At 69.2% G+C, this 26,341-nt stretch carries 30 protein-coding genes and 2 tRNA genes; 10 read left to right on the top strand and 22 right to left on the bottom strand.

Translation table 11 applies throughout. The annotated features are described in order from the left end of the window. Positions 1-24: 24 nt before the first annotated feature. Positions 25-112: transfer RNA gene (locus tag LCHO_RS03465), tRNA-Ser, on the top strand. 73 nt (positions 113-185) lie between these two features. Here LCHO_RS03465 and LCHO_RS03460 read toward each other — a convergent pair. The 3 genes from LCHO_RS03460 to LCHO_RS03450 form a co-directional block, all read right to left on the bottom strand. Next, on the bottom strand, positions 186-545 hold the full coding sequence (locus LCHO_RS03460; RefSeq protein ID WP_012345728.1) for an FKBP-type peptidyl-prolyl cis-trans isomerase: 360 nt from the start codon (positions 543-545) through the stop codon (positions 186-188). A gap of 133 nt (positions 546-678) precedes the next feature. After that, positions 679-1,581, bottom strand: coding sequence for a tRNA glutamyl-Q(34) synthetase GluQRS (gene gluQRS / locus LCHO_RS03455; protein WP_012345727.1), 903 nt, complete (start codon positions 1,579-1,581; stop codon positions 679-681). Positions 1,582-1,588: 7 nt separating this feature from the next. Then, positions 1,589-2,587, bottom strand: a complete 999-nt coding sequence (locus LCHO_RS03450; RefSeq protein WP_012345726.1) for a LysR family transcriptional regulator — start codon at positions 2,585-2,587, stop codon at positions 1,589-1,591. A 110-nt stretch (positions 2,588-2,697) separates the two neighbouring features. On the opposite strand from LCHO_RS03450, the gene LCHO_RS03445 reads away from it, so the two are divergent. Both LCHO_RS03445 and LCHO_RS03440 read left to right on the top strand, forming a co-directional pair. Then, positions 2,698-3,408 (top strand): pirin family protein, encoded by a 711-nt coding sequence (locus LCHO_RS03445; protein WP_012345725.1) that lies wholly within the window; start codon positions 2,698-2,700, stop codon positions 3,406-3,408. Positions 3,409-3,431: 23 nt separating this feature from the next. Continuing rightward, positions 3,432-4,157, top strand: coding sequence for a DUF599 domain-containing protein (locus LCHO_RS03440; protein WP_012345724.1), 726 nt, complete (start codon positions 3,432-3,434; stop codon positions 4,155-4,157). A gap of 28 nt (positions 4,158-4,185) precedes the next feature. On the opposite strand, the gene LCHO_RS03435 is transcribed toward LCHO_RS03440, so the two are convergent. From LCHO_RS03435 to rpsP, 6 genes are all read right to left on the bottom strand, one after another. After that, positions 4,186-5,175 (bottom strand): CobD/CbiB family protein, encoded by a 990-nt coding sequence (locus LCHO_RS03435; protein ID WP_012345723.1) that lies wholly within the window; start codon positions 5,173-5,175, stop codon positions 4,186-4,188. Between the two features lie 61 nt (positions 5,176-5,236). Continuing rightward, on the bottom strand, positions 5,237-5,944 hold the full coding sequence (locus LCHO_RS03430; RefSeq protein WP_012345722.1) for a CoA pyrophosphatase: 708 nt from the start codon (positions 5,942-5,944) through the stop codon (positions 5,237-5,239). An 81-nt stretch (positions 5,945-6,025) separates the two neighbouring features. After that, a complete protein-coding gene (gene rplS / locus LCHO_RS03425) occupies positions 6,026-6,379 on the bottom strand; it encodes a 50S ribosomal protein L19 (protein WP_012345721.1) in 354 nt (117 codons plus the stop codon). A 76-nt stretch (positions 6,380-6,455) separates the two neighbouring features. Then, on the bottom strand, positions 6,456-7,205 hold the full coding sequence (gene trmD / locus LCHO_RS03420) for a tRNA (guanosine(37)-N1)-methyltransferase TrmD (RefSeq protein ID WP_012345720.1): 750 nt from the start codon (positions 7,203-7,205) through the stop codon (positions 6,456-6,458). Positions 7,206-7,238: 33 nt separating this feature from the next. Further along, positions 7,239-7,823, bottom strand: a complete 585-nt coding sequence (gene rimM, locus LCHO_RS03415) for a ribosome maturation factor RimM (protein WP_012345719.1) — start codon at positions 7,821-7,823, stop codon at positions 7,239-7,241. Between the two features lie 57 nt (positions 7,824-7,880). Beyond that, entirely contained in the window at positions 7,881-8,141 is a 261-nt protein-coding gene (gene rpsP / locus LCHO_RS03410) for a 30S ribosomal protein S16 (protein WP_012345718.1), read from the bottom strand. Positions 8,142-8,365: 224 nt separating this feature from the next. On the opposite strand from rpsP, the gene LCHO_RS03405 reads away from it, so the two are divergent. After that, complete coding sequence (locus LCHO_RS03405) at positions 8,366-8,926, top strand: GNAT family N-acetyltransferase (RefSeq protein WP_012345717.1); 561 nt, start codon at positions 8,366-8,368, stop codon at positions 8,924-8,926. Beyond that, positions 8,923-9,408: a TM2 domain-containing protein gene (locus tag LCHO_RS03400; protein WP_012345716.1), complete on the top strand. Its 486-nt coding sequence runs from the start codon at positions 8,923-8,925 to the stop codon at positions 9,406-9,408. The genes LCHO_RS03405 and LCHO_RS03400 overlap by 4 nt, the downstream gene beginning before the upstream one ends. Here the strand turns inward: LCHO_RS03400 and LCHO_RS03395 are convergent. The 9 genes from LCHO_RS03395 to murJ form a co-directional block, all read right to left on the bottom strand. Then, entirely contained in the window at positions 9,395-10,405 is a 1,011-nt protein-coding gene (locus LCHO_RS03395; RefSeq protein ID WP_012345715.1) for an inorganic phosphate transporter, read from the bottom strand. The two genes, LCHO_RS03400 and LCHO_RS03395, sit on opposite strands and share 14 nt — an antisense overlap. 13 nt (positions 10,406-10,418) lie before the next feature. Further along, the gene (locus tag LCHO_RS03390) at positions 10,419-11,066 is read right to left on the bottom strand and encodes a DUF47 domain-containing protein (protein ID WP_012345714.1); all 648 of its coding nucleotides are present in this window, start codon (positions 11,064-11,066) and stop codon (positions 10,419-10,421) included. A gap of 179 nt (positions 11,067-11,245) precedes the next feature. Continuing rightward, positions 11,246-11,764 (bottom strand): 2-amino-4-hydroxy-6-hydroxymethyldihydropteridine diphosphokinase, encoded by a 519-nt coding sequence (folK, locus tag LCHO_RS03385; RefSeq protein WP_223210495.1) that lies wholly within the window; start codon positions 11,762-11,764, stop codon positions 11,246-11,248. Beyond that, positions 11,754-13,250 (bottom strand): polynucleotide adenylyltransferase PcnB, encoded by a 1,497-nt coding sequence (pcnB, locus tag LCHO_RS03380; protein WP_012345712.1) that lies wholly within the window; start codon positions 13,248-13,250, stop codon positions 11,754-11,756. Before pcnB ends, folK begins: the two co-directional genes overlap by 11 nt. After that, positions 13,247-13,930 (bottom strand): HAD family hydrolase, encoded by a 684-nt coding sequence (locus tag LCHO_RS03375; RefSeq protein ID WP_012345711.1) that lies wholly within the window; start codon positions 13,928-13,930, stop codon positions 13,247-13,249. Before LCHO_RS03375 ends, pcnB begins: the two co-directional genes overlap by 4 nt. Then, positions 13,927-14,604 carry a DnaA regulatory inactivator Hda gene (gene hda, locus LCHO_RS03370; protein WP_012345710.1) on the bottom strand — a complete coding sequence of 226 codons (678 nt, stop codon included), beginning with the start codon at positions 14,602-14,604 and terminating at the stop codon, positions 13,927-13,929. Before hda ends, LCHO_RS03375 begins: the two co-directional genes overlap by 4 nt. A 30-nt stretch (positions 14,605-14,634) precedes the next feature. Then, positions 14,635-15,696, bottom strand: coding sequence for an AI-2E family transporter (locus tag LCHO_RS03365; protein WP_012345709.1), 1,062 nt, complete (start codon positions 15,694-15,696; stop codon positions 14,635-14,637). A 64-nt stretch (positions 15,697-15,760) separates the two neighbouring features. Continuing rightward, entirely contained in the window at positions 15,761-16,633 is an 873-nt protein-coding gene (locus LCHO_RS03360; protein ID WP_012345708.1) for a SirB1 family protein, read from the bottom strand. A gap of 21 nt (positions 16,634-16,654) precedes the next feature. After that, positions 16,655-18,217 carry a murein biosynthesis integral membrane protein MurJ gene (gene murJ, locus LCHO_RS03355; RefSeq protein ID WP_012345707.1) on the bottom strand — a complete coding sequence of 521 codons (1,563 nt, stop codon included), beginning with the start codon at positions 18,215-18,217 and terminating at the stop codon, positions 16,655-16,657. Between the two features lie 155 nt (positions 18,218-18,372). Here murJ and rpsT point away from each other — a divergent pair, with 155 nt between their 5' ends. Continuing rightward, entirely contained in the window at positions 18,373-18,675 is a 303-nt protein-coding gene (gene rpsT, locus LCHO_RS03350; protein ID WP_012345706.1) for a 30S ribosomal protein S20, read from the top strand. 69 nt (positions 18,676-18,744) lie between these two features. Here the strand turns inward: rpsT and LCHO_RS03345 are convergent, their stop codons facing one another. After that, positions 18,745-19,776, bottom strand: coding sequence for a CDP-6-deoxy-delta-3,4-glucoseen reductase (locus LCHO_RS03345; protein WP_012345705.1), 1,032 nt, complete (start codon positions 19,774-19,776; stop codon positions 18,745-18,747). A gap of 83 nt (positions 19,777-19,859) precedes the next feature. Between LCHO_RS03345 and LCHO_RS03340 the strand changes: the two genes are divergently transcribed. Beyond that, positions 19,860-20,828 (top strand): NAD-dependent epimerase/dehydratase family protein, encoded by a 969-nt coding sequence (locus LCHO_RS03340; protein ID WP_012345704.1) that lies wholly within the window; start codon positions 19,860-19,862, stop codon positions 20,826-20,828. 20 nt (positions 20,829-20,848) lie between these two features. Here the strand turns inward: LCHO_RS03340 and LCHO_RS03335 are convergent, their stop codons facing one another. The 3 genes from LCHO_RS03335 to LCHO_RS03325 all read right to left on the bottom strand — a co-directional run bounded on the left by LCHO_RS03335 (position 20,849) and on the right by LCHO_RS03325 (position 22,838). Then, positions 20,849-22,003: a S1C family serine protease gene (locus LCHO_RS03335; protein WP_012345703.1), complete on the bottom strand. Its 1,155-nt coding sequence runs from the start codon at positions 22,001-22,003 to the stop codon at positions 20,849-20,851. 75 nt (positions 22,004-22,078) lie between these two features. Next, positions 22,079-22,681, bottom strand: coding sequence for a rhomboid family intramembrane serine protease (locus LCHO_RS03330; protein WP_012345702.1), 603 nt, complete (start codon positions 22,679-22,681; stop codon positions 22,079-22,081). Positions 22,682-22,753: 72 nt separating this feature from the next. Then, positions 22,754-22,838 (bottom strand) — tRNA-Leu (locus LCHO_RS03325). Between the two features lie 123 nt (positions 22,839-22,961). On the opposite strand from LCHO_RS03325, the gene cysM reads away from it, so the two are divergent. From cysM to LCHO_RS03310, 3 genes are all read left to right on the top strand, one after another. Beyond that, complete coding sequence (gene cysM / locus LCHO_RS03320) at positions 22,962-23,867, top strand: cysteine synthase CysM (protein ID WP_012345701.1); 906 nt, start codon at positions 22,962-22,964, stop codon at positions 23,865-23,867. A gap of 400 nt (positions 23,868-24,267) precedes the next feature. Further along, positions 24,268-25,491 carry an ammonium transporter gene (locus LCHO_RS03315; protein ID WP_012345700.1) on the top strand — a complete coding sequence of 408 codons (1,224 nt, stop codon included), beginning with the start codon at positions 24,268-24,270 and terminating at the stop codon, positions 25,489-25,491. Next, on the top strand, positions 25,484-26,317 hold the full coding sequence (locus LCHO_RS03310; protein WP_012345699.1) for a hypothetical protein: 834 nt from the start codon (positions 25,484-25,486) through the stop codon (positions 26,315-26,317). The genes LCHO_RS03315 and LCHO_RS03310 overlap by 8 nt, the downstream gene beginning before the upstream one ends. Positions 26,318-26,341 lie beyond the last annotated feature (24 nt).

Genomic DNA, 26,341 nt, shown 5'->3' with positions numbered 1-26,341 from the left:
TATACTAGCGGGCTACCCGGTTAAGGAGAGGTGGCAGAGTGGTCGATTGTACCTGACTCGAAATCAGGCGTACCGCAAGGTACCGTGGGTTCGAATCCCACCCTCTCCGCCAAAAGAGAAAGCCCGCTGAACGCAAGTTCAGCGGGCTTTTTTCTGTCTGCGGCCCGCACCAGGCGGGCACTGCATCAGCCGAGGAAGTCGACCTCGAACACCAGCGTCGCGTTCGGCGGGATCACGCCGCCGGCGCCGCGTGCGCCGTAGCCGAGCTGGGGCGGGATCAGCAGCACGCGCGTGCCGCCGACCTGCATGCCTTGCACGCCTTCGTCCCAGCCACCGATCACCATGCCGGCGCCGAGGTTGAAGCGGAACGGCTGGCCGCGGTCCTTGCTGGAGTCGAACTTGCGGCCGCGGCCGTTGGCCTGGGCCGGGTCGTACAGCCAGCCGGTGTAGTGCACGCTGACCTGCTTGCCGGCAGTCGCCGTGGCGCCGCTGCCAGCCACGGTGTCTTCATATTGCAGGCCACTTTCGGTGGTGATCATGGTCATGGTGGAGAGCCTTTCGATCGGGTGGGGGCGCCTGTCCTTGCGCCGCTGCGGGTCGGCGGCGGATCGCAATCCGGCCGCCGGCGAGGCCGCGATGATGCCACCGTCACAGCGCCGATCCGGGCGGCGCGGCCACTCACCGAGCGAGCCAGCCGGCCCGCCAGAGCGCGACGGCCTGGGCCAACGTCTCGCCCACCGGCCGGCCCGCATCGAGCGTCAGGCCCAGCACGGCGGCGGCAGCGCGCAGCACGCCGGCGGGGTCGTCCATGGCCACCGGCACGGCGCCGTTCTGCTTGGACAGCTTCTGGCCGTCGGCTGCCAGCACCAGCGGCGTGTGCAGGTAACGCGGCATGGGCAGGCCGAGCGCACGTTGCAGCAGGATCTGGCGCGCGGTGTTGTCGGCCAGGTCTTCGCCACGCACGACGTCGGTGATGCCCTGTGCCGCATCGTCGACCACCACCGCGAGCTGATACGCCCACAGCCCGTCGGCGCGGCGCAGGACGAAGTCACCGACCGCCGCTTCGACCCCCTGCGATCGCCGGCCGAGTCGGCGATCCGACCATGACACCGCCGCGCTGCCCCCTGCGCGCGCCGTGTGCAGCCGCCAGGCCCGCGCGGCACGCCCGGCCAGCCCGCCGCGCTCGGGTCGACAGGTGCCGGGGTAGACCCGTTCGGCCTGACGCAGATGCAGATGGCCGGCGGCGAGCGCGTCCTGCTCGATCTGCTTGCGCGTGCACGCACACGGGTAGGCGAGTCCGGCCTCGACCAGCTGCGCCAGCGCCGCGCCGTAGGCCGCGCCGCGGCTCGATTGCCACATCGGCGGCCGGTCGCTGTTCAATCCGCAGGCGGCGAGCTGGGACAGGATCTGCTCGGCGGCACCGGGCACGCAGCGCGGCGTGTCGACGTCCTCCATGCGCACCAGCCAGACACCTCCTTGCGCGCGCACATCCAGCCACGAAGCCAGCGCCGCGACCATCGAGCCGGCATGCAGCGCACCGGTGGGCGAAGGCGCGAAGCGCCCGGTCACGACCTCGGCCATCGCCGGCTCAGAGCAGCAGGCCGGCGTGCTGCTCCATCAGCGCACGCCGCGTGGTGACGCTTTCGAGCTGCGACAACCACCAGCCGAGCGCCCGCCCCTGCGCCGCGCTGCGCCGCCAGGCGTAGTGCAGCTCGATCTCGCGCGGCGGCTCTTCGGTCTCGAGCACCACCAGACGGCCGGCTTCGGCGTGGCGGCGCACCAGGTTTTCGGGCAGGCGGCCACAACCCAGGCCGCGCAGCTGGGCCTCGAGCTTGGCGGCCACGGACGGCACGGTCAGCACGTCCTGGCCGGCCTGCACGCCCACGGTGATCGGATCGTGGCGCTTGGCGCTGTCGGCGATGGCGACGATGCGGTGGCGGGCGATGGTGTCCGAACACAGCGGCGCCGCCTCGCGCGCCAGCGGGTGGTGCGGCGCCACCGCCATCACCATGCGCAGCGGGCCCAGCACCGCGGTCTGGATGTCCTCGAAGGCCGCACCGGGCAGCGTCACGCCGATCGCCAGGTCGGCCTGGCCGGTGACGAGCGCCTCCCAAGTGCCGGCCATGACTTCGTCGAGCAGCTTCAGGCGGGTCGGCGGGCCGCGGTGGCCGGAGGCGGTCTGGCCGGTCGCGACGGTGTCGTCACCCACGCCGCTGGGCAGCGTGAAGAAGGCGTCGATCAGGTCGAACAGCGCGGCCGGCGCCACGATGTTGTCGACCGCGATCGCCAGCTCGGTCTCCCAGCCGTTGGCCACACGCTGCACCCGGTTGGCCACCGTGTCGATCTGCTGCAGCAGGCGGCGGCCCTCGCGCAGCAGCTCGTCGCCGGCCGGCGTGAGCTGGGCCTGGCGCGAGCGGCGGTCGAACAGCAGCGCGTCGAGCGCCTCCTCGAGCTGGCGCACGCTGTAGGTCAGCGCCGACGGCACCTTGCCCAGTTCGCGCGCGGCCGCGGCGAAGCTGCCGGTGCGCGCGATGGTGTCCATCATCTCCAGGGCTTCGGGCGTGAGGGCGTGGCGGCGTGGGGTCATGGCAGTGGGCCGCGAGGGCCTTTCAAGTGCTTTGAATGATGCCATCAGGCCGGCTCAGGCCTGGCGGGGGGATCGCAGCGCATCATCCCCCCACCACAGGAGACCCCACGATGATCACGCTACACAAGTCGGCTCACCGCGGCCAGGCCGACCACGGCTGGCTCAAGAGCTTCCACAGTTTTTCGTTCGCCGACTACCACGACCCGGCGCGCATGGGCTGGGGCAACCTGCGGGTCATCAACGAAGACCGCATCGCCCCCGGCACCGGTTTCGGCACCCACGGCCACCGCGACATGGAGATCGTCAGCTACGTGCTCGAAGGCGAACTCGCGCACCGCGACAGCATCGGCAATGGCGAGGCGATCCGCCCGGGCGAGGTGCAGCGCATGACCGCCGGCACCGGCGTGCGCCACAGCGAGTTCAACCACGCACCCGACGCCACCACGCATTTCCTGCAGATCTGGCTGCTGCCCAGCCGCGCCGGCCTGGCGCCGGGCTACGAGCAGCGTCAGTTTGCGGCCGAAGACAAACGCGGCCGGCTGCGCCTGGTGGCCGCGCCCGAGGGCTCGGCGGACGTCGGCGATGCCGTCACGCTGCATGCCGACGCGCGCCTGTGGGTCGGCCTGTTCGACGGCGACGAGCGGGCCGAACTGGCGCTGCCGCCCGCTCGCAAGGCCTACGTCTTCCTGGCGCGCGGCACCTTGAACGTCAACGGCCATGTGCTGCAGGCCGGCGATGCGCTGGCGCTGGACCGCGAGACGGCCCTGACGCTCGGCCAGGGCGACGCCGCCGAGGTGCTGGTGTTCGATCTGGCGCCCTGAGACGCGCTTGATACAGTGTCCGGATGGACTGGACACTGCGCGTCATCACCCTCCTGCCACTGGCCGACTGGCTGGCGCTCGGCTGGTTTTTCACCTGCTGGATCGGCTATGTGAGCTTTGCGCGGCGCCGCGCCAGCGTCGAAGGTTCGCTGATCGCGACATCCAACCAGTTTCGCAACCGCTGGATGACGCAGACCACGCTGCGCGAGAACCGCATGATCGACGGCGTGGTGCTGCAGAACCTGTCGACCAGCCCGTCGTTCTTTGCCTCGACGACGATCTTCATCATCGGCGGCCTGATCGCCGCGCTCGGCGCGACCGAGAAGACCAGCGAGCTGGTGCGTGAGCTGCCGTTCGCGGCACGCACCTCGGCGCTGATCTTCGACCTCAAGCTGCTGCTGCTGGTGGGCATCTTCGTGAACGCGTTCTTCCGCTTCACGTGGTCGATGCGGCAGTACAGCTTTGCCGCGCTGCTGATCGCGGCCGCCCCCGACCACCACACCTACCAGCAGCAGCCGGCGCTCAGCGAGAGCTTTTCGCGCCACGCCGGGCGCATCGTCGCGCTGGCCGCCGAGACCTTCAACGACGGCCTGCGGGCGGTCTACCTGAGCTTTGCGGCGATGCTGTGGTTCATGTCGCCGCTGGCCTTCGCGCTGGGCAGCGCGGGCGTGATCTACATCCTCTACCAGCGCGAGTTCCGCTCCGACATCCTGGCGATCCTGAAGGACGCGGCGCGCGAGCCGACCTGAGCCAGCGTCACCGCCGGGCGCACCGGCGTCAGGCGAGCAGGTTGGCCAGCGACAGCAGCGCCAGCAGCAGCATCCACAGCACCACCGAGCGCCAGACCAGACCGACCACCGCGCGCAGGTGCGCCAGCTGCGGCGCAGCGCCGGGCGTGCTGCCTTCGGCGCCGGCCTCGTCGGGCAAGGCGCCGGCATCGAAACCGCGGCTGCGGTTGGGCATCAGTTCGGGCGCATGGGTGCCGCCGAGCGCCAGACCGACCGCGCCGGCTGCCGACGCCAGCAGGATGCCGTCGTTGGAGTGCTTCCACAACCCCGCATGGTGGCGCCAGCAGTCGACCGCCTCCTCGAAATTGCCGACCACCGCAAACCCTGCCGCCGTCAGACGCGCCGGAACGTGGTCGATCAGGGCGAAGGCCTGCTGCGCACGCAGCATCAGGCGCTCGTTGGTCGGCGCGCTCAGCGTGCGGCTCTTGTAGGCCCAGTAACGGGCACAGAACTCGGCCATCCGGTAGATCACGGCACCGACCGGCCCGAGCCCGAGCGCCGAGCCCAGCACGAACCAGAAGAACACGCCGAACACATGGCGGTGCGCCGCCAGCAGCGCGTGCTCGATCACATGGCGCAGCAGTTCGGTGCGTGGCAGTTCGCTGGCGTCGAGGTTGCGCCAGGCACGCAGCAATTCACGGGCGCGCTCCTCCTGGCCCTGCTCGAGAGCATCCCGGATGTCGGTGAAGTAGTGGCTGAACTGGCGAAAGCCGAGCGTCATGTAGAGCACGACCAGATCCCAGGCCAGCGACAGGATGCTGCTGTAGCTGTCGAGCGCCCAGTGCACCAGCCCGACCAGCAACGCCGGCACGAAGACCGTCACGGTCCAGACCACCCAGGCGTGGTGCTCACGGCCGGCATCGAAGTTGAAGCCGGTCCAGCGCGACCAGGCAATCAGCCCTTCATGGACCGGATTGCCCTGCGGCAGGGGCCGCAACTGTTCGATGACGAGGGCCAGCAAGACCGCGAAAAAGCTCATCCGACAATGATACCGGCCACACCCGGCAACCCGCCCGGGTGCGCGGTTCGGGCGCACACGCTCAGGCCGACAGGAAATGGTAGAGATTGCGCAGCATCGCGGCCGTGGCGCCCCAGATGAAGTACTCGCGCAGTTCGCCGTCGCCGCCGCGCCCCTGCCAGGGCATCGACAGGAAATGGCGCTGCTGGCCATCGCTGTCGAACCGGTGGCGGCGGTGGAAGGCCGGTGTCATCAGGAACGACAGCGGCACCTCGAAGGCCTCGGCCACCTCGAACGGATCGAGTTGCAGCACCAGGGGTGGGTGCACCAGCGCCACCACCGGCGTGACCACGAACGAGGTGATGGTGGTGTAGGCCGGCATCCGGCCGATCACCTCGACCTGCTCGCGCGGCAGGCCGACTTCTTCCTCGGCCTCGCGCAAGGCGGTCTGGGCCGGGTCGTCCTCGCCCGGTTCGGCGCGTCCGCCGGGAAAGCTGATCTGCCCCGCATGATCGCGCAGGTGATCGGTGCGACGTGTCAGCAGGACGTGCAGCCCGTCGGGGCGCAGCACCAGCGGCACCAGGACGGCAGCAGCGGCCGGCGGCCGCCCCTGGACGCCGAGGCGCTGGCCATCGCCTGAAAACATCGGCGTCCAGGCATCGCTGCGCGCAAACCGCGCGCGCACAGCGGCTTCGCCGAGGGCCGTCGGCGGCACAGCCGGCAGGTGTTCGTCGACCCCGATCACGGGGATGGCGCGGGGATCAAGGATCAACGGTGTGGCGGCAGACATCTGCTCGAGCTTAGGGCGAAAACGACAAAGCCGCCCGAAGGCGGCCTTGTCAAAGCGGGCATGAAACGCGGGAAACCGCGATCAGGACAGCTTTTCCTTGATGCGTGCCGACTTGCCGCTGCGCTGGCGCAGGTAGTAGAGCTTGGCACGGCGCACGTCACCGCGGCGCTTGACTTCGATCGAGGCGATCAGCGGGCTGTAGAGCTGGAAGGTCCGCTCGACGCCTTCGCCGCTCGAGATCTTGCGCACGATGAAGCTGCTGTTGAGGCCGCGGTTGCGCTTGGCAATCACGACACCCTCGTAAGCCTGCAGACGCTTGCGCGTGCCTTCGACCACGTTGACGCTGACGATCACCGTGTCGCCGGGGGCGAAGACGGGGATGACCTTGTTCAGGCGAGCAATTTCTTCTTGCTCAAGTTGTTGGATCAGATCCATTTGCTACTCCAAGCGATCGTGCCGACGTGTTTTTCAAGCGCAACGCGCTGCCTCGGCAGAGGATCAAAGCCTTTGATTATAACTGCAATGAAGCCAGCAAGCGCTCGTCGGCGGGACTGAGAGCGCCAGCGGCACGTGCGGCATCGATCAGGTCGGGCCTGCGCAGGGCCGTGATGCGCAGTTGCTGCTCGCGCCGCCAGCTGGCCACGCGGGCGTGATGGCCCGACAGCAGCACCGCCGGCACCGCATCGGCGGCGGCCTCACCCAGCCGCTCGGGGCGGCTGTAGTGCGGGCAATCGAGCAGACCGTCCGAGAAGCTGTCCTGCTGGTGCGACGCGGCATCGTTGAGCACACCCGGCTGCAGGCGCGTCACCGCATCGAGCAAGGCCAGCGCCGGCAGCTCTCCGCCCGACAGCACGAAGTCGCCGAGGCTGATCTCTTCGTCGACATGACGCGAGATGAAGCGCTGGTCGATGCCTTCGTAGCGCCCGCACAGCAGCACCGCACCCGGCCCCGCGGCGAGTTCGCGCACGCGCTTCTGCGTCATCGGCGCACCGGCCGGCGTGAAGTGGATCAGCGGGGCCGCATCACCGGCCTGGGCACGAACGGCACGCAAGGCACGCTCGAGCGGCTCGACCAGCATCACCATGCCCGGTCCGCCGCCATAGGGCCGATCGTCGACCCGCTTGTAATTGTCTTCGGCGAAATCGCGCAGCTGCCACAGCTTGACGTCGACCTGCCCGCTCTCGAAGGCACGCCGAGTCACTCCCGCGTGCAGGAAAGGCTCGAACAGCTCGGGAAAAAGGGTCAGGACATCGAAGCGCATGGCATCGACGGCCGGGCAGCGAGCCCGGACAGCTCAGTAGTCAAGGCCCCAGTCGGCGACGATGCGCTTCTGGTCCAGCTGCACCGAATCGATGTAGGCCGCGACAAACGGAATCAGCCGCTCGCCTTCGACCGGCGCGCCCTTGTCGTCGACGCTCGGGTAGCCGAGGCGCAACACGCTGTGCGGGCCGGTGTCGATGAGATCGGTGACCGTGCCGAGCGACTCGCCGTCGCGGTTGACGACCGACAGGCCGATCAGGTCGATCCAATAGTACTCGCCGTCGCCGACGGTCGGAAAACTGGCTCGTGAAACGAAGATGCGGGCACCCTTGAGTGCCTCGGCAGCGCTGCGGTCGGCCACCTCGGGCGCGCAGGCGACGATGCCGTCGCCGTGCTCCTTGACCTCGGTGACGTGCAGCAGCCGGGGCAAGGCCGGCGCGTCCTTGGGACGCGGCCGGTTGTCAGGCCCCTGCAGATACCAGCGCCTGGACGTGAACACCGCCTGCGCATCGGCTGCGTAGGGGTGGACACGGAACCAGCCCTTGACGCCCCAGGCGTCGATCACCTTGGCGACCTCCACCACGTCGGCCGGCCAGCTCGACTCGTCAGCAGCTGCCATGGACACGGATCAGGGTGAAGGTTGCGGGGCTCAAGGTATCGGGTGCGCGGTCAGGCTTCAGGCAGCCGGAGCGACCTTGGCTTGCGCCTGCTTGACCAGACGGGCAGCGGTCGGCGACAGCTGGGCGCCGTGGCTGACCCAATGCTCGACGCGGTCGAAGGCGATGCGCAGGGCTTCTTCACCACCCGAAGCGACCGGGTTGTAGAAACCCACTCGCTCGAGGAAGCGGCCGTCACGGCGGTTGGCGCTGTTGGCAGCGACGATGTTGTAGAACGGGCGCCGCTTGGAGCCGCCGCGGGAGAGTCGAATCACGACCATGATGTTTCCTTGATCACTGGCATGGGGTGATCTACTCGACCAGGAGACACACGGGTCAGCAGATCAGAAAGGGGTAACGCCGGCACAGGATCATCCTGCGTTCAGCGGCTACCACGGCTCCCGACCCCGTCAGATACATGCTGCGTGGCGTGAGCCGGTCAGCCGTCATCGGAAAACGCAAGATTATAAACTCGTCATCACCTCATGCAAACCCACCCTCGCACATGGCCTCCTTTCTGATCCGGCCCGGCGTCGCTGCCGACCTGCCGGCCATCACCGACATCTACGCCTGGAACGTCGAACACGGCACCGGCACCTTCGAGCTCGAGGCGCCCTCGCAAGCCGAGATGGCGCACCGTCGCGACGACGTGCTGTCCAAGGGGCTGCCCTGGCTGGTGGCGCAGCGCGGCGACCAGGTGCTGGGGTATGCCTACGCCAATCACTTCCGCCCGCGCCCGGCGTTCCGTTTCGCGCTCGAGGACTCGGTCTATCTCGCCCCCGCAGCACAGGGCCAGGGGCTCGGCACGCTGCTGCTGGCCGAACTGCTGGCGCGCTGCACGGCGATCGGTGCGCGGCAGATGTTCGCGGTGATCGGCGACTCGGCCAATGCCGGCTCGATCGGCGTGCATCGGCGCTGCGGGTTCGCCGAAGTGGGCGTGATGCGCGCGGCGGGCTGGAAGTTCGATCGCTGGCTCGACGTGGTGATCATGCAACGCAGCCTGGGCCTCGGCAACCAGGGCAGCCCGCAGGACTACGGACCGGCCGCTGCCGGAGTCGCCGCATGAGCGCGACCCGATCGAAGACGCTGGCGACCTGGCTGGCCGTGCTGTTCGGCAGCCTGGGGCTGCACCGCTTCTATCTGCACGGCCTGCGCGACCCGTGGGGCTGGCTGCATCCGCTGCCGACGTTTCTCGGCGTGATGGGCATCCAGCGGGTCCAGGCGCTCGGCCAGGACGACCGCCTGGCGTGGCTGCTGATGCCGTTCGGCGGACTGTCGATCGCCGCCGGCATGCTCGCCGCGCTGATCTACGGCCTGATGCCCGACGAGCGCTGGAACGAGCGTCACAACCGCGACGCCGAACCCTGCGCGCCGGCCGGCTGGCCGGTGGTGTTCGGCGTCATCGTGGCGCTGTTCGTGGGCGCGGCGGTGCTGATCTCGGTGATCAGCTTCGGCCTGCAGCGCTACTTCGAGTTGCAGCTCGAGGCGACCGCCAGTGCCTGCGTGGCACCGCGCGCGCACGCCGCGGACGTCATCAGAACAGCCTGATGCTGACCATGTAGGCGGCGGCGGCCACCGCGGCCGACGCCGGGATCGTGAAGATCCAGGCCCAGACGATGTTGCCCGCCACGCCCCAGCGCACGGCCGATGCGCGCTGGGTCGAGCCGACGCCGACGATCGCGCCGGTGATGGTGTGGGTGGTCGACACCGGCACACCCAGCGCCGTGGCGATGAACAGCGTGATCGCGCCGCCGGTCTCGGCACAGAAGCCGCCCACCGGCTTGAGCTTGGTGATGCGCTGGCCCATGGTCTTGACGATGCGCCAGCCGCCGAACATGGTGCCCGCACCGATGGCCAGGTAGCAGATCCAGATCACCCAGTTGGGCGGCATCTTGTCGTTGACCGAGGCATAACCCGAGGCGATCAGCAGCATCCAGATGATGCCGATCGTCTTCTGCGCATCGTTGCCGCCGTGGCCCAGGCTGTACAGCCCCGCCGACACCAGCTGCAGCCGCCGGAACCATCGATCGACCCGCAGCGGCGAGGTGTCCCGGCAGATCCACGCCACCGCCACCATCAGCAGCGAGCCGAGCACGAAGCCGAGCGCCGGCGACACGAAGATGAAGATCACCGTCTTCCAGATGCCCGCGCCGATCAGCGCCGTGGCGCCGGCCTTCGCCACCACCGAGCCGACGATGCCGCCGATCAGCGCGTGCGACGAGCTCGACGGGATGCCGTACCACCACGTGATGACGTTCCAGACGATCGCGCCGATCAGCGCGCCGAACACCACGTGGTGATCGATCACCCCCGGCTCGGCGATGCCCTTGCCGACCGTGGCGGCGACCTTGAGCTGGAAGATCCCGATCGCCACCACATTGAAGAACGCCGCGAACAGCACCGCCTGCTGCGGCTTGAGCACGCCGGTGGAAACCACCGTGGCGATCGAGTTGGCGGCATCGTGAAAGCCGTTCATGAAGTCGAACGCGACCGCCAGCAGCACCAGCATCACGATGACCCAGAACCCCACCTGGACAGCATCCATGGGACGACGCGGCTCAGGAGTTCTCGAGGACGATGCCCTCGATCACGTTGGCGACGTCCTCGCACTTGTCGGAGATCGATTCGAGTTGCTCGTAGATCGCCTTGAGCTTGATCAGCTCGCGGATGTCGGGCTGCTCGCGAAACAGCTTGGACATCGCCGAGCGCATCACCCGGTCGGCATCCGACTCGAGGCGATCGATCTCCTCGCAGGTCTTGATGGTGGCCTCGGCCACGCTGCTCTTGGACAGCTGCGACAGCAGCGACACCGCATGCGCGACGCGTTCGCAGCACTTGGCCGAGATGTCGCCCAGACGCACGACTTCTTCGGTGATGACACGCACGTCGTAGAGCGACAGCGTTTCGCTGGTGTCCTGCAGCAGGTCGAGGATGTCGTCCATCGAGTTGATCAGCGTGTGGATCTGCTCGCGGTCGATCGGCGTGATGAAGGTCTTGTGCAGCAGCCGGTTGACCTCGGCGGTGATCTTGTCGGCCGCGTGTTCGGCACCGTCGACCTCGGCGGCGTATTTCTCGCGCAGGATCGGATCGTTGTAGTTCTGGATCATGGCCTGGAAGGCGCGGGCACCCGAGACGATGGCCTGGCCATGCGCGTTGAACATCTCGAAGAAATTACCGTCGCGCGGCAGCAGCTTGCCGAACAGCATGGAGACTCCAGAAAGGGGGTACGAGCCCGTGCGGCGAACACCGCGGGCATGACAAATTCGTCACATCAAAGTCACGAAACTGTCACCATTTTTGAACCGCGCGAGTGTAGCCGCTCGATCAGCGGGAACTTTCTGCGCCCGAGCGGCGGCAAATCGGCGCCGCGAGCGTCGGCCTGCGCTCAGGCCAGGCGTTCGATCGCCTGATCGAGCACGGCCGGCAGGCAGTTGCGGGCCGGGCCGATGCCGGGCAGCAGCAGGTCAGGCGCCAGTTCGAGCAGGGGCCGCAGCACGAACGCCCGCAGGTGCAGACGCGGATGCGGCACGGTCAGCTCGGGGCTGTCGAGCACCACGTCGCCGTAGAGCAGCAGGTCGAGATCGAGGGTGCGCGGCGCGTAGCGGAAAGGCCGCTCGCGGCCGTGGCCGAGCTCGATCGCCTGCAGCGCGCGCAGCACCCGCAGCGGCCCGTCGATGCGATCGAGGTGGCAGTCGAGCGCCACCACGGCGTTGAGAAAATCCGGCCCGCTGGTGTCGACCGGTGCACTGCGGTAGCAGCCCGAGCGCGCCACCCAGCGGCAATCGGGCAACACCGCCAGCTCTGCGCAAGCGGCTTCCAGCGTGGCACGGCTGTCGCCGAGATTGGCGCCCAGGCCGATGTAGAGCCGATGCATCGGCGCCACCTCGGCGGGCTCAACCGGCATCGGCCCCGCTGCCCGGCTCGGCACTGCCACCCTCGCCTGCCGCAGCGGCCGGCTTGCGACGGCGGCGGCGCTTCTTGGCGGCCGCCGGCGCGGGCGCGCCGCCCTGGCGGCGGGCCTGATCGTCGAGGCGGGCCTGCTCGAGCAGGTCTTCGCGTTCGGTGTCGTCGGCCAGCGAATAGTCTTCCCACCAGCCGGCCAGCGCATCCTCGACCTCGCCGGCATCGGCGCGCAGACGCAGGAAATCGAAGCCGGCGCGAAAGCGCGGCTGCTCGATCAGCGTCTGTGCGCCCGACGGCGTGCGGCGCTCGAAACGCGGCTGCATCATCCAGATCTCGCGCATGTCGGCGGCCAGCTTGCCGCGCCCGGAGATGTCGCCGATGCGGGCGTCGAACACGCTGTCGATCGCCAGCTGCAGCGCCTGCATCGGCGGCTCGCCCTTGTGGCGCAGGTCGTCGCGGCGCCGGATCACGTCGTGCCACAGCATGCAGGCGAGCATGAAGCTCGGCGCCACCGGCTTGCCTTCGTTGACGCGCCGGTCGGTGTCGGCCAGCGCCATCTGGATGAACTTCTCGCGCCCGTCGTGGCGGTGCGCGTCGTCGAGCACCGCGTCGAGGATCGGAAACACGCCACGGTGCAGGCCCTGCTTGCGCAGCTCTTCGAGGCTGGCCAGCGAGTGGCCGGTCTGCAGCAGCTTGATCATCTCGTCGAACAGCCGGCTGGCCGGCACGTTGGCCAGCAGGTCGGCCATGCGGATGATCGGTGCGCGTGTGGCCGGCTCGATCTCGAAACCCAGCTTGGCGGCGAACCGCACCACCCGGATGATGCGCACCGGGTCTTCGCGGTAACGCGCCTCGGGCTCGCCGATCATGCGCAGCACGCGCTTCTTGGCGTCGGCGATGCCGTTGTGATAGTCGACCACGATCTGGCCGCGCGGGTCGTAATACAGCGCGTTGACGGTGAAGTCGCGCCGCGCCGCATCGTCGATCTGCGGGCCCCAGACGTTGTCGCGCAGCACCCGGCCCTCGGCGTCGACGACGTGGCTCTTGCCCTGCAGCGCGGCCTTCGAGGTCTTCTCGTTGCCGCTGACCTGCTCGGCCGCGCTGGCGTCGGGCTTGGCGCGGAAGGTCGAGACCTCGATCACCTCGTGCTCGCGCCCGCGACCGTGCACCACGTGCACGATGCGAAAGCGCCGGCCGATGATGAAGGCGCGCCGGAAGTGGCTCTTGACCTGCTCGGGCGTCGCGTTGGTGGCGACGTCGAAATCCTTGGGCCGGTGCCCGAGCAGCAGGTCGCGCACCGCGCCGCCGACGATGTAGGCCTCGAAACCGGCGTCCTGCAAGGTGGTGACGACCTTGACCGCGCGGTCGTCGACCAGGCCGGGATCGATGCCGTGCTCGGAGACGGGCACCTCGACACGTCGCCCCTCGGCCGGCTCGGCGGGTTTGTCGGACTTGCGCAGCAGCTTGTTGATGAAGTTCTTGATCATGGGAACAGCCGCAGGATGCGCCAGCCGCGTTCGACCGCGGTGGCTTCGAGTGCGGGACTCGGGTTGGTGGCCACCGGCTCGGTGGCAAGTTCCATCAGGGGCAGGTCGTTGGGAGAGTCGCTGTAGACGCTGATGCCGGAGAAATCGCCGATCTGGTGCCCCAGGCCGGCCAGCCAGTCGTGCACGCGCGCGACCTTGCCCTCGCGGAAAGTGGGTGTACCACGGATGCGGCCGGTCCAGGCCGCGTCGGCGGTGCGTTCGAGCTGCACCGCCAGCAGGTGCTCGACACCCAGCGCGGCGGCGATCGGCGTGGTCACGAACTCGTTGGTGGCGGTGACGATGGCCACCAGATCGCCACGCGCCTGGTGCTCGCGCACCAGCTCGAAGGCGGCCGGATGCAGCTGGGCGCCGATCACCTCGGCCATGAAGCGCTCGCGCGCCTGCTCGGCCTCGGCCAGCGGCCGGTTGCGCCAGACGCCGGTGGCGAACTCGATGTAGGCGGTCAGGTCGAGCGTGCCGGCCTGGTAGTCGGCGTAGAAGACATCGTTGCGGCGGCGGAACTCGTCGGCGTCGGCCCAGCCGATCGAGACCATGAACTCGCCGAAGGCGTGGTCGGAATCGATCGGGATCAACGTGCCGTCGAGGTCGAAAAGACAGAGGTGGCGGGGTTCTGAGGTCATGTGGATTCGGATTCTGCGAGCACCTTGCGCACCAGCGGCAGCGTGACGGCACGTTTGGTAGCGAGCGCCTGCTGGTCGAGCCGGTCGAGCAGGCGCATCAGGTGGCTGAGGTCGCGGGCGCAGCGCTTGAGCAGGTAGTCGATCACGTCGTCGGACAGCACGATGCCACGGCGATCGGCCTCGCGGCGCATCAGGGCGCGCACGTGATCCTCGCCGGGCGGCACCAGCTGGTAGACCAGGCCCCAGCCGAGACGGGTGCGCAGGTCGTCGCGGATCGGCAGGTCGACCGGCGGCAGGCGCCCGGCGGCGAGCACCGGCACGCCCAGCGTGGTGGCCTGCACGAACAGCGCGAACGCGGCCTGCTGGCGCCGGGTGTCGTAGCGGTCGCAGTCGTCGAGCAGCAGCAGGCCGGTGTGGTCGTCGAATTCCCAGGGCGGCACGCCGCTGCAGTCGAGCGCGACGACCAGCTGGCTGCGCTCCTGCGCCAGCGCGGCGGCGGCGCGCAGCAGGTGGGTCTTGCCGCTGCCCGGCGGGCCCCAGAGGTAGAGCGGCGTGGCCGGCTGCGGCTGGGCCAGCGCGGCGCAAACCTGCTGCCACTGGGCGTTGGCGCCGGGCAGGAAGGTGTCGAGCCGCCAGTTGGGCTCGGGGCCCAGGGCCAGCGGCACCTGACGCATCGGAAGGAGGTTTGGGTCGGTCACGATGGGTCAGCGCAGGAACAGCGGGCTGTCGAGGTAGGCGCTGCGCAGGCGCCGCAAGGCCACCAGCGCGAGCGCACCGGCCGGCAGGGCGATCAGCACGCCGACGAAGCCGAACAGGTGGCCGAAGGCGAGCAGCGCGAAGATCACCGCGATCGGGTGCAGGCCGATGCGCTCGCCCACCAGGCGGGGCGTGAGGTAGAAGCTCTCGATCAGCTGGCCGACCCCGTAGATCAGCAGCACCGCCAGCAGGCCGTAGACGCTGGCGAACTGCAAGGCCCCGGCCAGCGTGGCGAGCAGCGCGCCGAGGCCGAAGCCGAGGTAGGGCACGAAGATGCCCAGGCCGGTGAACACGCCCACCGGCAAGGCCAGGTCGAAGCCGGCCAGCGACAGCGCGACGGTGTAGTAGATCGCCAGCACCAGCATCACCAGCAGCTGGCCGCGCAGGTACTGACCCAGCACCTCGTCGCACTCGCTCATGAAGCCGTGGATCGCCGCGGCGTGGCGCTGCGGCACCAGACTGCGCAGCCGCTCGATCAGGTGCGACCAGTCGGCCAGCAGGTAGAACAGCACCACCGGCACCAGCACGGCGTTGCCGATCAGCGCCAGCACGAAGCTGCCGCCGATGCGCGCCGAGCTGACGACCGTGGCCAGCCAGTCGTCGACGTTGGCGCTGAGGTACTTGACGACGAACGTCTTGATGCTGCCGATGTCGAGGCTCACGCGGATGCCGTAGCCGCGCAGCCACGGCACCACGGTGTCGTTCAGGCGCGCGGCCAGCACGGGGATCTGCTCACGCAGCAACGGCAGCTCCTGCGACAGGATCGGCACGATCAGCAGCAGCACGCTCAGGGCCACCATGATCGCCGCCAGCACCACCAGCACCACCGCCAGCAGGCGCGGCACACGCAGGCGGACCAGCCGCTCGACCGCCGGCTCGAGCGCGTAGGCCAGCACGGCGGCGGTCACGAACGGCGTCAGCACGGGCGCCAGCAGCCACAGCACGGCCAGCAACAGCGCCGCCAGGGCCACCCAGGCCAGGGCAAAGCGTTGTGCAAGCGTGAGGGTCATGGATGCGCGACAAAAGAACGGGATTCTAGGAAATCCCGCATCGGTTCAGGTTGCGCACGCCGTTTCAATGCCAACGCGGTGGACCGGCCTCGCGCAAGGCCTCCAGCTGGGCAGCGACACGGGCGCGGTCATCGAGGGTGCGGGCGTGGCGCAGATAGAGCGCCAGGTCGGCGATCGCAGCCTCGGTCTGGCCGAGCTTGGCCAGCGTCAGGCCACGGTCGCGGCGCCAATCCCACTCGTCGGGCTGCAGCACCACCAGGCGCTGCTGGACCTGCAGCATGCGCGGCAGGTCGTCGTTGCTGCGGTGCACGGCCTCGAGGTTGCGCAGCATGCGCGAGATGATCTCGCGCGGGCTGGCCGGCACCAGGAACGGCGCCAGCAGGTCGGCCGGCGCGCCCGCCCCTTCGACGCCCCAGTCGCGGCCGCGCCGCAGATAGGGCTCGAGCCGGTCTTCGAGCTCCTGGCGCGACAGCGAGGTGCCGTTGAGCGGATCGATCACCGCATCGCCCAGCGGCAGCCGCAGCTTGATCAGGAAGTGCCCCGGGAACGACAGCCCGTGGGCCTCGAGGCCGAGCTGGCCAGCCAGCTCGAGGTAGATCACCGCCAGCGAGATCGGGATGCCGCGGCGGGTGCGCAGCACCTCGTGCAGGTGGCTGTTGGCCGGGCTGTAGAAGTCGTTGACGTTGCCCGCCAGCGCGAGGTCGACATACAGGTAGTGGTGCAGCTTGCGCAGCTTGTGCAGCTCGCCGGCGGGCGTCTCGAAGCGCTGCCGCACGGCCTGCGCGTGGGCGTCGAGGGTGGCCAGCACGGACTGGGTGTCGAGCTCGGGGTGGTCGTCCTGCGCCAGGGCGACGGCCGCTTCGGTCAACGCGAAGTGGTCGTCATCGGCGACCAGCGAGGCGAAGTAGTCGAGCGGGGTGGGCGCGGTCCAGAGCATCGTGCCAGTGTATCGAGAGCCTCAATGTCGACGCGCGAACTGGCGCAACTGAACCCCCGCCAGCAGCAGCGATCCGAAGTAGGCCAGCGCCGCGGCCACCAGCACGCCGGCCAGCCACAGCACCCGCAGACCCGGCGATGCACCGAGCCCGATCCAGTCGATGGCGCGGGCGGCCCAGGCCAGGCCGACACCCATCACGCCGCAGGCCAGGCCGATGCGCAGCAGGAAACCCCGCCACTCGGCCGACGGCCGATAGCTGCCGCGCCGGCGCAGCCCGATCAGCAGCCAGGTGGCATTGACCAGCGCGGCCAGCCCGATCGACAGGGCCAGCCCGGCATGCCCGAGCAGCGGCACCAGCGCCAGGTTCATCAGCTGCGTCAGCACCAGCACGGTGATGGCGATGCGCACCGGCGTGCGGATGTCCTGGCGCGCGTAGAAACCCGGCGCCAGCACCTTGATCGCCACCAGCCCGAGCAACCCGGCGCCGTAGCCCATCAGCGCGATCACGGTCTGGTTCACGTCGGTCGGCTTGAACTGGCCGTAGTGATACAGCACCGCCACCAGCGGCTGCGGAAACACCAGCAAGGCCACCGCGCACGGCAGCGCCAGCAGCACCACCAGGCGCAGGCCCCAGTCGAGCAGCGCCGAATAGCGTTCGGACTCGCCCGAGGCCTGCGCCGCCGACAGCTGCGGCAGCAGCACCACGCCGAGCGCGACACCGAGCAGCGCGGTCGGGAACTCCATCAGGCGATCGGCATAGGTCAGCCACGAGACCGAGCCGGGTTGCAGATGCGAGGCGATCTGCGTATTGATCAGCAGCGACAGCTGCGCCACCGACACGCCCAGCAGCGCCGGCGCCATCTGCCGCAGGATGTGGTGCACGCCATCGTGCGCCCAGGCCGCACGAAAACGCGCAGGCGTCAGGCCCACCCGCGGGAACACGCCGATGCGCAGCAGCGCCGGCACCTGCAGCGCCAGCTGCAGCAGGCCGCCGATCATCACGCCCACCGCCAGCGATCGGATCGGCGGCCAGCCCTGGCGCTCGAACACCGGCGCCAGCCACCAGGCCGCGCCAATCACGCTCAGGTTCAGCAGCACCGGCGTGGCGGCCGGCACGGCAAAACGCCTCCAGGTGTTGAGGATGCCGGCCGACAGCGCCACCAGCGACATGCAACCGATGTACGGGAACATCCAGCGCGTCATCGTGACGGCGTCGGCCTGGCCCTGCTCGGGCAGGCCCGACGCCATCAGCCACACCAGCACCGGCGCGCCCAGCACGCCCAGCAGGCAGACCAGCAGCAGCACCCACAGCAGCACGGTGGCGACGGCGTCGATCAGGCGCGAGGTGGCTTCGTCGCCCTGCCTGGCGCGGCTGGCGGCCAGGATCGGCACGAAAGCCTGCGAGAACGCACCCTCGGCAAACAGCCGGCGCAGCAGGTTGGGGATGCGGAAGGCGACCTGGTAGGCGTCGGTCGCGCTGCTGGCGCCGAAGGCCGCGGCGATCAGCTGCTCGCGCACCAGCCCGGTGATACGCGATGCCAGCGTCCAGGCAGAAACAAGTGAGGCGGCGCGCAGCAGGTTCATGGCTCGGGGCCATGGGCCCGACAGCAAAAACCGTCGATTATCCGGTGCCCGGGATCGGATCCGGGCCGGTCGCCGTCGGGCCCCGACTTGAAGTGTTTGAGTACCGGGTTGAGCAGTGCTATACTTTCGGGCTTCCCACCCGGACTTAAGACACTATGGCCACCGCTTCCAAAGCCAAGAAAAAGACGGTTCGCATTGCGTCGGGCCGCAAGCGCGCCCGCCAGGACGTCAAGCTCAACGCCGCCAACACCGCGCTGCGCTCGAAGTTCCGCACCGCCGTCAAGGGTGTGCTGAAGGCCGTTGCCACTGGCGACAAGGCCAAAGCCAGCGACACCTTCAAGTCTGCCCAAAGCGTGATCGACTCGATCGCCGACAAGGGCATCTTCCACAAGAACAAGGCCAGCCGTCTGAAGAGCCGCCTGTCTGCCAAGGTCAAAGCCTTGGCTGTCGCGGCCTGACAGATATTCCGGGTGGACGCCTCGAAGGGCCCGCATTGCGGGCCCTTCTTGCGTCTGGGCCACTCGTGTTCAGCTGACGTGCTTGTCGGCTTCGCTGGTGAAGGCGTCGGCGTAGAACTCCTCGTCGGGCAGGCCGGCCTGGGCCACGAAATCGCAACGGGCCGACTCGACCATGATCGGCGCGCCGCAGGCATAGACCTGATGACCGCGCAGGTCCGGCAGATCCGCCAGCACCGCGTGATGCACCAGTCCGGTCCGACCGCACCAGCCATCGTCGGCACGCGGCTGCGACAGCACCGGCTCGTAGCTCAGCCAAGGCAACTCGCCGGCAGCCTGTTCGGCCCAGTTGTGCAGATAGAGGTCGGCGCGGCTGCGGCAACCCCAATAGAGCCGGGTCGGCCGCACGATGCCGCGTGCGCGCATGTGTTCGATCAGCGCCTTGATCGGCGCGAAACCGGTGCCCGACGCCAGCAGCACGATCGGCTTGTCGCTGTCCTCGCGCAGGAAGAAGCTGCCGTACGGCCCTTCGATGCGCAGGATCTCCTTTTCCTTCATCGCCCCGAAGACATGGTCGGTGAAGCGCCCGCCCGGCATGTGGCGGATGTGCAGTTCGATGCTGCCCTGCACCAGCTCGGGCGCATTGGCCATCGAATAGCTGCGCCGCACGCCGTCGCGCAAGATGAACTCGACGTACTGCCCGGCGTGATACCGGAAAGCCTGATTGGCCGGCAGCTGAAGCCGCAGCAAGGCCACGTCGGGCGCCGGCCGCTCGATCGATGACACCCGCACCGGCATCTTCAGGATCGAGAACTGGCCCGCCGCCGCGACCTGGCGCTGCTCGATCACGCAATCGGTCTGCGGCGTGGCGCAGCAGGTCAGGATGAAACCGGCCTCCTCTTCGGCCACGCTCAGCGCCTTGAGCTGGTGGGCGCCGTGGATCACGCGGCCCTCGATCAGGCGACTCTTGCAGGAACTGCAGGCGCCATCCTTGCAGCCATAAGGCAGGCCGACGCCCTGACGGATCGCCGCCCCCAGCATCGTCTCGTCACGCATCACCTCGAAGCTGCGTCCGGCCGGTTGTACGGTCACGCTCAGATTCATCTCGTTATCCTCTCGCCCTCTCCAGGCAAAACAGCCGGAATTGTGCCCTCGCCGCGCTCGGGCGGCATCGACCGCATCCCCACATGACCCTTGCAACCCGGCGCCAGCGCGCCGCAGCCCGTCGATCGCGGACCAAGCTGGACGCCGCCCGCGCCCCGGCCGCGACACCACCCCGGCCGTTCAGGCGGTCGCGCCTGCTGATCATCGGCTGCGGCGACGTCGGCCAGCGCGTGGTGCGCGCCCTCGGCGGCCGCCTGCGGGTGCGCGCCCTCACCTCGCAAGCCGAGCGCCTGCCGGCGCTGCGCGCGCTCGGCGTCACACCGCTGCTCGGCGACCTCGATGACGCCGCCAGCCTGCGCCGGCTGTCTGCGCTGTCGGGCTGGGTGCTGCACCTGGCCCCGCCACCCGGCGCGGGCGAGCACGACACCCGCACCCGTGCCCTGCTGCACGCCTGGGCGATGGGCGGGAACGTTCGACGACTGGTCTACGCCAGCACCAGCGGGGTCTACGGCGATGCCGCGGGCGCGCGTTTCGATGAAACCCGGCCGACCGCGCCGGCCACTGCGCGGGCACGTCGCCGGGTCGACGCCGAACAGCAGATCCGCCGCTGGGCGCGCCGCCAGGGTGTGGCAGCCAGCATCCTGCGCATCCCCGGCATCTACGCCGGCGACCGCCCCGGCGGCCATCCGCGCGAGCGCCTGCAGCGTGGCACGCCGGTGCTGCGCAGCGAGGACGACGTCTACACCAACCACATCCACGCCGACGACCTGGCGCGCATCTGCCTGGCTGCGCTGATGCGCGGCCGGCCGCTGCGGGCCTATCACGCCAGCGACACGAGCGACCTGCGGATGGGCGACTACTTCGACCTCGCGGCCGACCTGTGCGGACTGCCACGCCCGCGCCGCATCAGCCGCACCGACGCGCAGCGGGAACTCGGCCCGATGCTGCTGAGCTTCATGAGCGAATCCAGGCGCCTGGACAACGCCCGCCTGCTCAACGAACTGCGGGTGCACCTGCGGCACCCGCACGTCCGGACCGGCCTGCTGGTCTGACGCCGCCTCGGACGCGGACCTCAGATGCCGCGGGCGCGCTTGAGCGTGACGGACCGATCGACGGCACGCAGCAGCAGATCGCGCGGCTGGCCGGCGCGCGTGATCTCGAGGTGGATCTCGCGCTCGGGGTCGCCGTCCTCCCAGAGGTGCTGGTAGAAGCCCGCCAGGTCGTCGATCGCCACGCCGTCGAGCCGCAGGATGCGGTCGCCCGGCTCCAGGCCGGCCGCCTGCGCCGGGCTGTCGCGACTGACCCGCAACACCGTGACGCGGCCATCGGCCTCGCTGCAGTTCAGCCCCAGCCACGCCCGGCGGCTGGCCTGGGAACGGCCCTGGCTGCGCAATTCACCCAGGATCGGCTTGAGCAGATCGATCGGCACGAACATGTTGCCGGGGATCCGGCCCACCTCGTCATCGACCGGATGCAGCCAGGCGCCCGGTTGACGCACGCTGGCACGGGCATCGGGCAGCGCCAGCGAACCGATGCCGACCAGTTCGCCGCGGCGGTTGTACAGGCCCGCACCGCTGTGATCGCGCCGCGCCGGGGCCGTGAACAGGGCGCCGTCGATCAGGTATTCCCAATAGCCGGCAAACCGGCTGCGCGCCAGCAGACGCGCCGGGCTCACCGCGCCACCCTGACCGCCGCTGACGAACATCAGCGTCTCGTCGGCGCCGACCTGGGCCGAATCGCCCAGCGGCACCGACGGAACCGGCAGCGGCACCAGCGCCTGCACCAGTCCGAAGCCGGTGGCAAGGTCGTAGGCCAGCGCGCGCGCCGGCACCAGGCGGCCGTCGTCGAGCACCAGGTCGATCTGTTCGGCCTCGAGGATCAGGTAGCCGATGGTCAGCACGACGCCGTCGGCGCTGATGACCACGCCCGAACCCTTGCGGACGTCACCCAGCGTCTCGGCCGATGAAGCGCCTTCGACGGCGCGGACGACCAGTCCGATCGAGGCATCGCTGGCACGCTGCAGCGCGCGGCCGATGGCCTCGCGGTCATCGGCGCCGCGGTCGACACCGATGCCCAGCGAAGCGGCCGAGGCGGGCGTCCACACCGCCGAAACCAGCGACAGCACCACCACGGCCAGCCATGGCCAGACGACAGGCCACGACCATTGCCACTGATGCAGCACACGCAAGAACCGCAACATCGGCCCGAAGGAGAAGTACAGCCTCATGGCACATCCCTGCGAAGGTCTGAAGGCCCAGCATGGACTTCTCGTCAACCCCCTGCAGGCGAGGGGGTATTCGGGTCAGCGCCGGCGGCGCGAGGGGAACGGCGCCTGACCGCGCCAGTAGCGGATCATCAGCCAGCCGCCGAGCATGCCGCCGAGGTGGGCGAAGTGGGCGACACCCCCGGTCGGGCTGAAGATGCCCGACAGCAGCGCGATGCCGCCGAACACCACGACGAAGATCTTCGCCTTCATCGGGATCGGCGGGAACAGCGGCATGATGATGCGCTCGGGAAACATCATCCCGAAGGCCAGCAGCAGGCCGTACAGCGCACCCGAAGCACCGACGGTCGGCCCCATCGGAATGCCGAGCAGCGACACCAGCATCTGCGCCACCGCACCGGCCACGGCACTGGCGAGCAGGAAATGCCAGTAGCGCTTGCGGCCCCAGATCATCTCGATCTCGGAGCCGAACATCCACAGGCCGAACATGTTGAAGAACAGGTGCAGCGGGTCGCCATGCAGGAAGGCATGGGTCAGCGGCTGCCAGGGCATGAACAGCCCGCTGCCGAGCGGCCACAACGCGAACAGGCCCTCCAGCCACGACCCGAACAGCAGCTGGACACAGAACATCGCTGTGCAGATCAGCATCAGCGCCTTGGTGACGGGAGGAAGCTGGGGCATGTGGGGGAGCAGAAGATCGTCGTGAGCAACGCGCGGCACCCGCGGTGGATGCAGAAGGCGGTGCCTGGACTTTGGTGCCGGAGGCCGGACTCGAACCGGCACGCCTTGCGGCGGGGGATTTTGAGTCCCCTGCGTCTACCGATTTCGCCACTCCGGCAGGATGGGCGCTGTCTGGCAGCGGCGGCGATTATGGCATGCACCGTGAGGAAGCCATTGCCGAGCGCCCTGCGGCGCGGCGCGCGTGCCCAGGCTTGCTGCGACAATTCCTGCAGGAGGTGTCATGAGCGAGTATCAGACCATCGAAGACGTCATTGGCCACACGCCACTGGTGCGACTGCAACGCCTGCCCGGCGCCGACATGGCCGCACGCGGCAACGTCATCCTGGGCAAGCTCGAGGGCAACAACCCGGCCGGTTCCGTGAAGGACCGGCCCGCCATCAGCATGATCCGGCGCGCCGAGGAGCGCGGCGACATCAAGCCCGGCGACACGCTGATCGAGGCCACCTCGGGCAACACCGGCATCGCGCTGGCGATGGCCGCGGCCATCAAGGGCTACCGGATGGTGCTGATCATGCCGGAGGACCTGTCGATCGAACGCGCCCAGACCATGAAGGCCTTCGGCGCCGAACTGATCCTCACGCCCAAGGCCGGCGGCATGGAATACGCGCGCGACCTGTCCGAGCAGATGCAGCGCGAGGGCAAGGGCGTGGTGCTCGACCAGTTCGCCAACGCCGACAACCCGCGCATCCACTACGAGACCACCGGTCCCGAGATCTGGGACGACACCGCCGGCCGGATCACCCACTTCGTCAGCGCGATGGGCACCACCGGCACCATCACCGGCGTGTCGCGCTTCCTGAAGGAAAAGAACCGGGCGATCCGCATCGTCGGCGCACAACCGGCCGAAGGCTCGCGCATTCCCGGCATCCGCAAGTGGCCCGAGGCCTATCTGCCCAAGATCTACGACCCCAGCGGCGTCGACGATCTGGTGCTGGTCAGCCAGGCCGACGCCGAAGACATGGCGCGCCGCATGGCGCGCGAAGAAGGCCTGTTCGCCGGCATCTCGGCCGCCGGCGCCTGCTGGGTCGCGCTGCAGATCGCCCGCACGGTCGAGAACGCCACCATCGTGTTCGTCGTCTGCGACCGCGGCGATCGCTACCTCTCCACGGGCGTGTTTCCCGCCTGAAGACCCGGGGCCGGGTGGGTCACCGCCTGAGCCACCGGAAGCGGTTCACCGCATTGGGTGAACCATATTGGTGCAATCAAACGCACCAATAGAGGATTACCCACAGTCTGGTCGAACGCGGCTCCTCGCCGGCCAGCGTGCGCTGCGAGGTCAAAGCCGCGACATCGGGCTCACGACCCGGCGCGACCGCGACGCCAGGCGCCGATCGGCAGATCCGTGTTTTGTTGACGTGCCCCTGTCAGCCACACCCCCGCTCCAGGGGGTCCGGCAACAGCGGCCGGATTGACGCTGCGCGGCGCTCCCCCTACCTTCATCAGACCTTGGTACCGGCCAGTGTTGTGCCTAGACGCACATCGAAAAATATCGACGGCCGGCCCTCAACTGCTCTGATGGACTTTCGATGAACGAACTGATCAACCTCGCCTGGGTCGGGATATGCACCGCTTTGGTGTTTTTCATGCAGGCTGGATTTGCCTTGGTCGAAGGTGGCCTGGCGCGCGCCAAGAACTCGGTCAACGTGATCATGAAGATCTACCTCGGCACCTGCTTCATCGGTGTCGGGTTCTGGCTGGTGGGCTACGGCGTGGCGTTCGGTCCGAGCGTGGGCGGCCTGTTCGGCGGCGCGGGTTACGCGCCGATGGAACTGCCGGCCACCCAGGCCATGAGCCTGCTCTACCAGATGATGTTCGCCACCACCGCCGTGACGATCGTCTCGGGCGCGGTGGCCGAGCGCATGCGCTACGGCGCCTACCTGTTCTTTGCCGTCCTGATGTCGCTGCTGATCTATCCGGTCTACGCGCACTGGTCCTGGAACGCCGACGGCTGGCTCAAGCAACTGGGCTTCGTCGACTTCGCCGGTGACGGCGCGGTGCACTCGATCGGCGCCTGGTGCGCGCTGGCCGGCGTGATGGTGCTCGGGCCGCGCCTGGGTCGCTTCAGCAAGAAGGGCGAGGTGCGCGAGATCCCCGGCCACAACCTGCCGATGGTCGCGCTCGGCGGCTTCGTGCTGTGGCTGGGCTGGTTCGGCTTCAACGGCGGCAGCATCAGCGGCCTGGAGAGCGCCAACCTCGGCACGGTCCTGCTCAACACCTACCTCGGCGCCTGCGCCGGCGGCATCGGCGCGCTGGCGTTCATGAAGCTCACCGGCCGCCCGGTGCTGATGAGCGCCTCGGTCAACGGCAGCTTGTGCGGCCTGGTGGCGATCACCGGCGGCGCGGCCACGCTCAACCCGCTGACGGCCACGCTGGTCGGCATGATCGGCGGCGCGCTGTGCACCTGGGGCGCGGAAAAGATCCGCAGCTGGCGCATTGACGACGCGGTCGATGCGATCGCCGTGCACGGCATCGGCGGCGTCTGGGGCCTGATCGCCACCGGCCTGTTCTATCAGGGCGACATGTTCAACGGCCAGCGCGTCCTGGTGCAGGCGCTGGGCGCCTTCATCGCGTTCGCCTGGGCCTTCCCGATGGCCTACGCCTGCTTCAAGCTGATCGACCGCTTCGCCGGCCTGCGCGCGCCGACGCTCAACGAACAGCGGGGCCTCGACTACACCGAGCACCACGAGATCGCGTACCCTGAGTTCCAGGACTCACCGGCGCAGTTGCGCATGGAGGCACGTGATGCTTGATCCGAGCACCAAACGACGCTGCGCCGCGCTGGCCGTCTTCACGCCGGTGCTGAGCGAAGACGCGCTGATGGACACGCTCTGGCTGCTGCACGACTCGCTGCGGGGCGACACGGCGCGCGACATCATCGCCGCCGTCGACCGCGTGGCGCAGCGCCACGGGCTCGACCCGCGCACCTGCAAGCGGCTGTACGAAGGTTTCTACCGCGCCCTGCACCTGCCCGACGACGAGCTGCCGCTCGACCCCTGGCCGGCGATGCAGGCCCTGCGCCCGGCATCGGCCGCCGCGCCGGGCTTGTCACGAGGCCCGGCGCCGGCCGCCTGGCCGGCCCCGGCGACGGCCCAGCCGGTGGTCGCGTCACCCACGGCCTGGGCGCCTGCCGCAGCGGCGCTGGCCACAGCCGAAACCGTGCGGCAGCCGGAGCCAGCGCAGGCCGTGCCGATGGCACCGCCCACCGCCGCGACTCCGGACCTGCCGGCGCATGTGCTGGTGTTCGGATCGTTGATGCAGGCCGTGCTGGCCGACATCCGCCAGCTGCACGGCGCCGAGATGGACGACCTGCGCGCCAGCGCCATCGCCACGCTGGACGGCGCCCGGCTGAGCGCGCAGGTGCGTGCCGCGGTGCGCGAAGCCTGGCAGCGTGGCGCCGACGCGACCTGGCACATCGACCTCGCTCCGAAGGGCCTGTCCGAACTGGTCCACGTGCTGTACGTGGCGCTGTGCGAGACCCTGGGCCCGGTCGATGCCGACCAGGTGCTGACACGCGCCGTCAAGCAGGCCGAGCTGGTGCCTGCGGCACGCAGCTACTCGCCCAAGCAGTTCCTCTGACGCAGGCCGGCCGACGGCCGGGTC

The organism is Leptothrix cholodnii SP-6, assembly GCF_000019785.1.
Lineage (GTDB): Bacteria > Pseudomonadota > Gammaproteobacteria > Burkholderiales > Burkholderiaceae_C > Sphaerotilus > Sphaerotilus cholodnii.
Note: the sequence above shows the minus strand (reverse complement) of the source record. Positions and strands in the feature narration are given on the sequence as shown.

Coding starts and splice junctions, on each gene's coding strand:
- LCHO_RS03460 (WP_012345728.1), bottom strand. CDS start 545: ATGACCATGATCACCACCGAAAGTGGCCTGCAATATGAAGACACCGTG.
- gluQRS (WP_012345727.1), bottom strand. CDS start 1,581: ATGGCCGAGGTCGTGACCGGGCGCTTCGCGCCTTCGCCCACCGGTGCG.
- LCHO_RS03450 (WP_012345726.1), bottom strand. CDS start 2,587: ATGACCCCACGCCGCCACGCCCTCACGCCCGAAGCCCTGGAGATGATG.
- LCHO_RS03445 (WP_012345725.1), top strand. CDS start 2,698: ATGATCACGCTACACAAGTCGGCTCACCGCGGCCAGGCCGACCACGGC.
- LCHO_RS03440 (WP_012345724.1), top strand. CDS start 3,432: ATGGACTGGACACTGCGCGTCATCACCCTCCTGCCACTGGCCGACTGG.
- LCHO_RS03435 (WP_012345723.1), bottom strand. CDS start 5,175: ATGAGCTTTTTCGCGGTCTTGCTGGCCCTCGTCATCGAACAGTTGCGG.
- LCHO_RS03430 (WP_012345722.1), bottom strand. CDS start 5,944: ATGTCTGCCGCCACACCGTTGATCCTTGATCCCCGCGCCATCCCCGTG.
- rplS (WP_012345721.1), bottom strand. CDS start 6,379: ATGGATCTGATCCAACAACTTGAGCAAGAAGAAATTGCTCGCCTGAAC.
- trmD (WP_012345720.1), bottom strand. CDS start 7,205: ATGCGCTTCGATGTCCTGACCCTTTTTCCCGAGCTGTTCGAGCCTTTC.
- rimM (WP_012345719.1), bottom strand. CDS start 7,823: ATGGCAGCTGCTGACGAGTCGAGCTGGCCGGCCGACGTGGTGGAGGTC.
- rpsP (WP_012345718.1), bottom strand. CDS start 8,141: ATGGTCGTGATTCGACTCTCCCGCGGCGGCTCCAAGCGGCGCCCGTTC.
- LCHO_RS03405 (WP_012345717.1), top strand. CDS start 8,366: ATGGCCTCCTTTCTGATCCGGCCCGGCGTCGCTGCCGACCTGCCGGCC.
- LCHO_RS03400 (WP_012345716.1), top strand. CDS start 8,923: ATGAGCGCGACCCGATCGAAGACGCTGGCGACCTGGCTGGCCGTGCTG.
- LCHO_RS03395 (WP_012345715.1), bottom strand. CDS start 10,405: ATGGATGCTGTCCAGGTGGGGTTCTGGGTCATCGTGATGCTGGTGCTG.
- LCHO_RS03390 (WP_012345714.1), bottom strand. CDS start 11,066: ATGCTGTTCGGCAAGCTGCTGCCGCGCGACGGTAATTTCTTCGAGATG.
- folK (WP_223210495.1), bottom strand. CDS start 11,764: ATGCCGGTTGAGCCCGCCGAGGTGGCGCCGATGCATCGGCTCTACATC.
- pcnB (WP_012345712.1), bottom strand. CDS start 13,250: ATGATCAAGAACTTCATCAACAAGCTGCTGCGCAAGTCCGACAAACCC.
- LCHO_RS03375 (WP_012345711.1), bottom strand. CDS start 13,930: ATGACCTCAGAACCCCGCCACCTCTGTCTTTTCGACCTCGACGGCACG.
- hda (WP_012345710.1), bottom strand. CDS start 14,604: ATGCGTCAGGTGCCGCTGGCCCTGGGCCCCGAGCCCAACTGGCGGCTC.
- LCHO_RS03365 (WP_012345709.1), bottom strand. CDS start 15,696: ATGACCCTCACGCTTGCACAACGCTTTGCCCTGGCCTGGGTGGCCCTG.
- LCHO_RS03360 (WP_012345708.1), bottom strand. CDS start 16,633: ATGCTCTGGACCGCGCCCACCCCGCTCGACTACTTCGCCTCGCTGGTC.
- murJ (WP_012345707.1), bottom strand. CDS start 18,217: ATGAACCTGCTGCGCGCCGCCTCACTTGTTTCTGCCTGGACGCTGGCA.
- rpsT (WP_012345706.1), top strand. CDS start 18,373: ATGGCCACCGCTTCCAAAGCCAAGAAAAAGACGGTTCGCATTGCGTCG.
- LCHO_RS03345 (WP_012345705.1), bottom strand. CDS start 19,776: ATGAATCTGAGCGTGACCGTACAACCGGCCGGACGCAGCTTCGAGGTG.
- LCHO_RS03340 (WP_012345704.1), top strand. CDS start 19,860: ATGACCCTTGCAACCCGGCGCCAGCGCGCCGCAGCCCGTCGATCGCGG.
- LCHO_RS03335 (WP_012345703.1), bottom strand. CDS start 22,003: ATGAGGCTGTACTTCTCCTTCGGGCCGATGTTGCGGTTCTTGCGTGTG.
- LCHO_RS03330 (WP_012345702.1), bottom strand. CDS start 22,681: ATGCCCCAGCTTCCTCCCGTCACCAAGGCGCTGATGCTGATCTGCACA.
- cysM (WP_012345701.1), top strand. CDS start 22,962: ATGAGCGAGTATCAGACCATCGAAGACGTCATTGGCCACACGCCACTG.
- LCHO_RS03315 (WP_012345700.1), top strand. CDS start 24,268: ATGAACGAACTGATCAACCTCGCCTGGGTCGGGATATGCACCGCTTTG.
- LCHO_RS03310 (WP_012345699.1), top strand. CDS start 25,484: ATGCTTGATCCGAGCACCAAACGACGCTGCGCCGCGCTGGCCGTCTTC.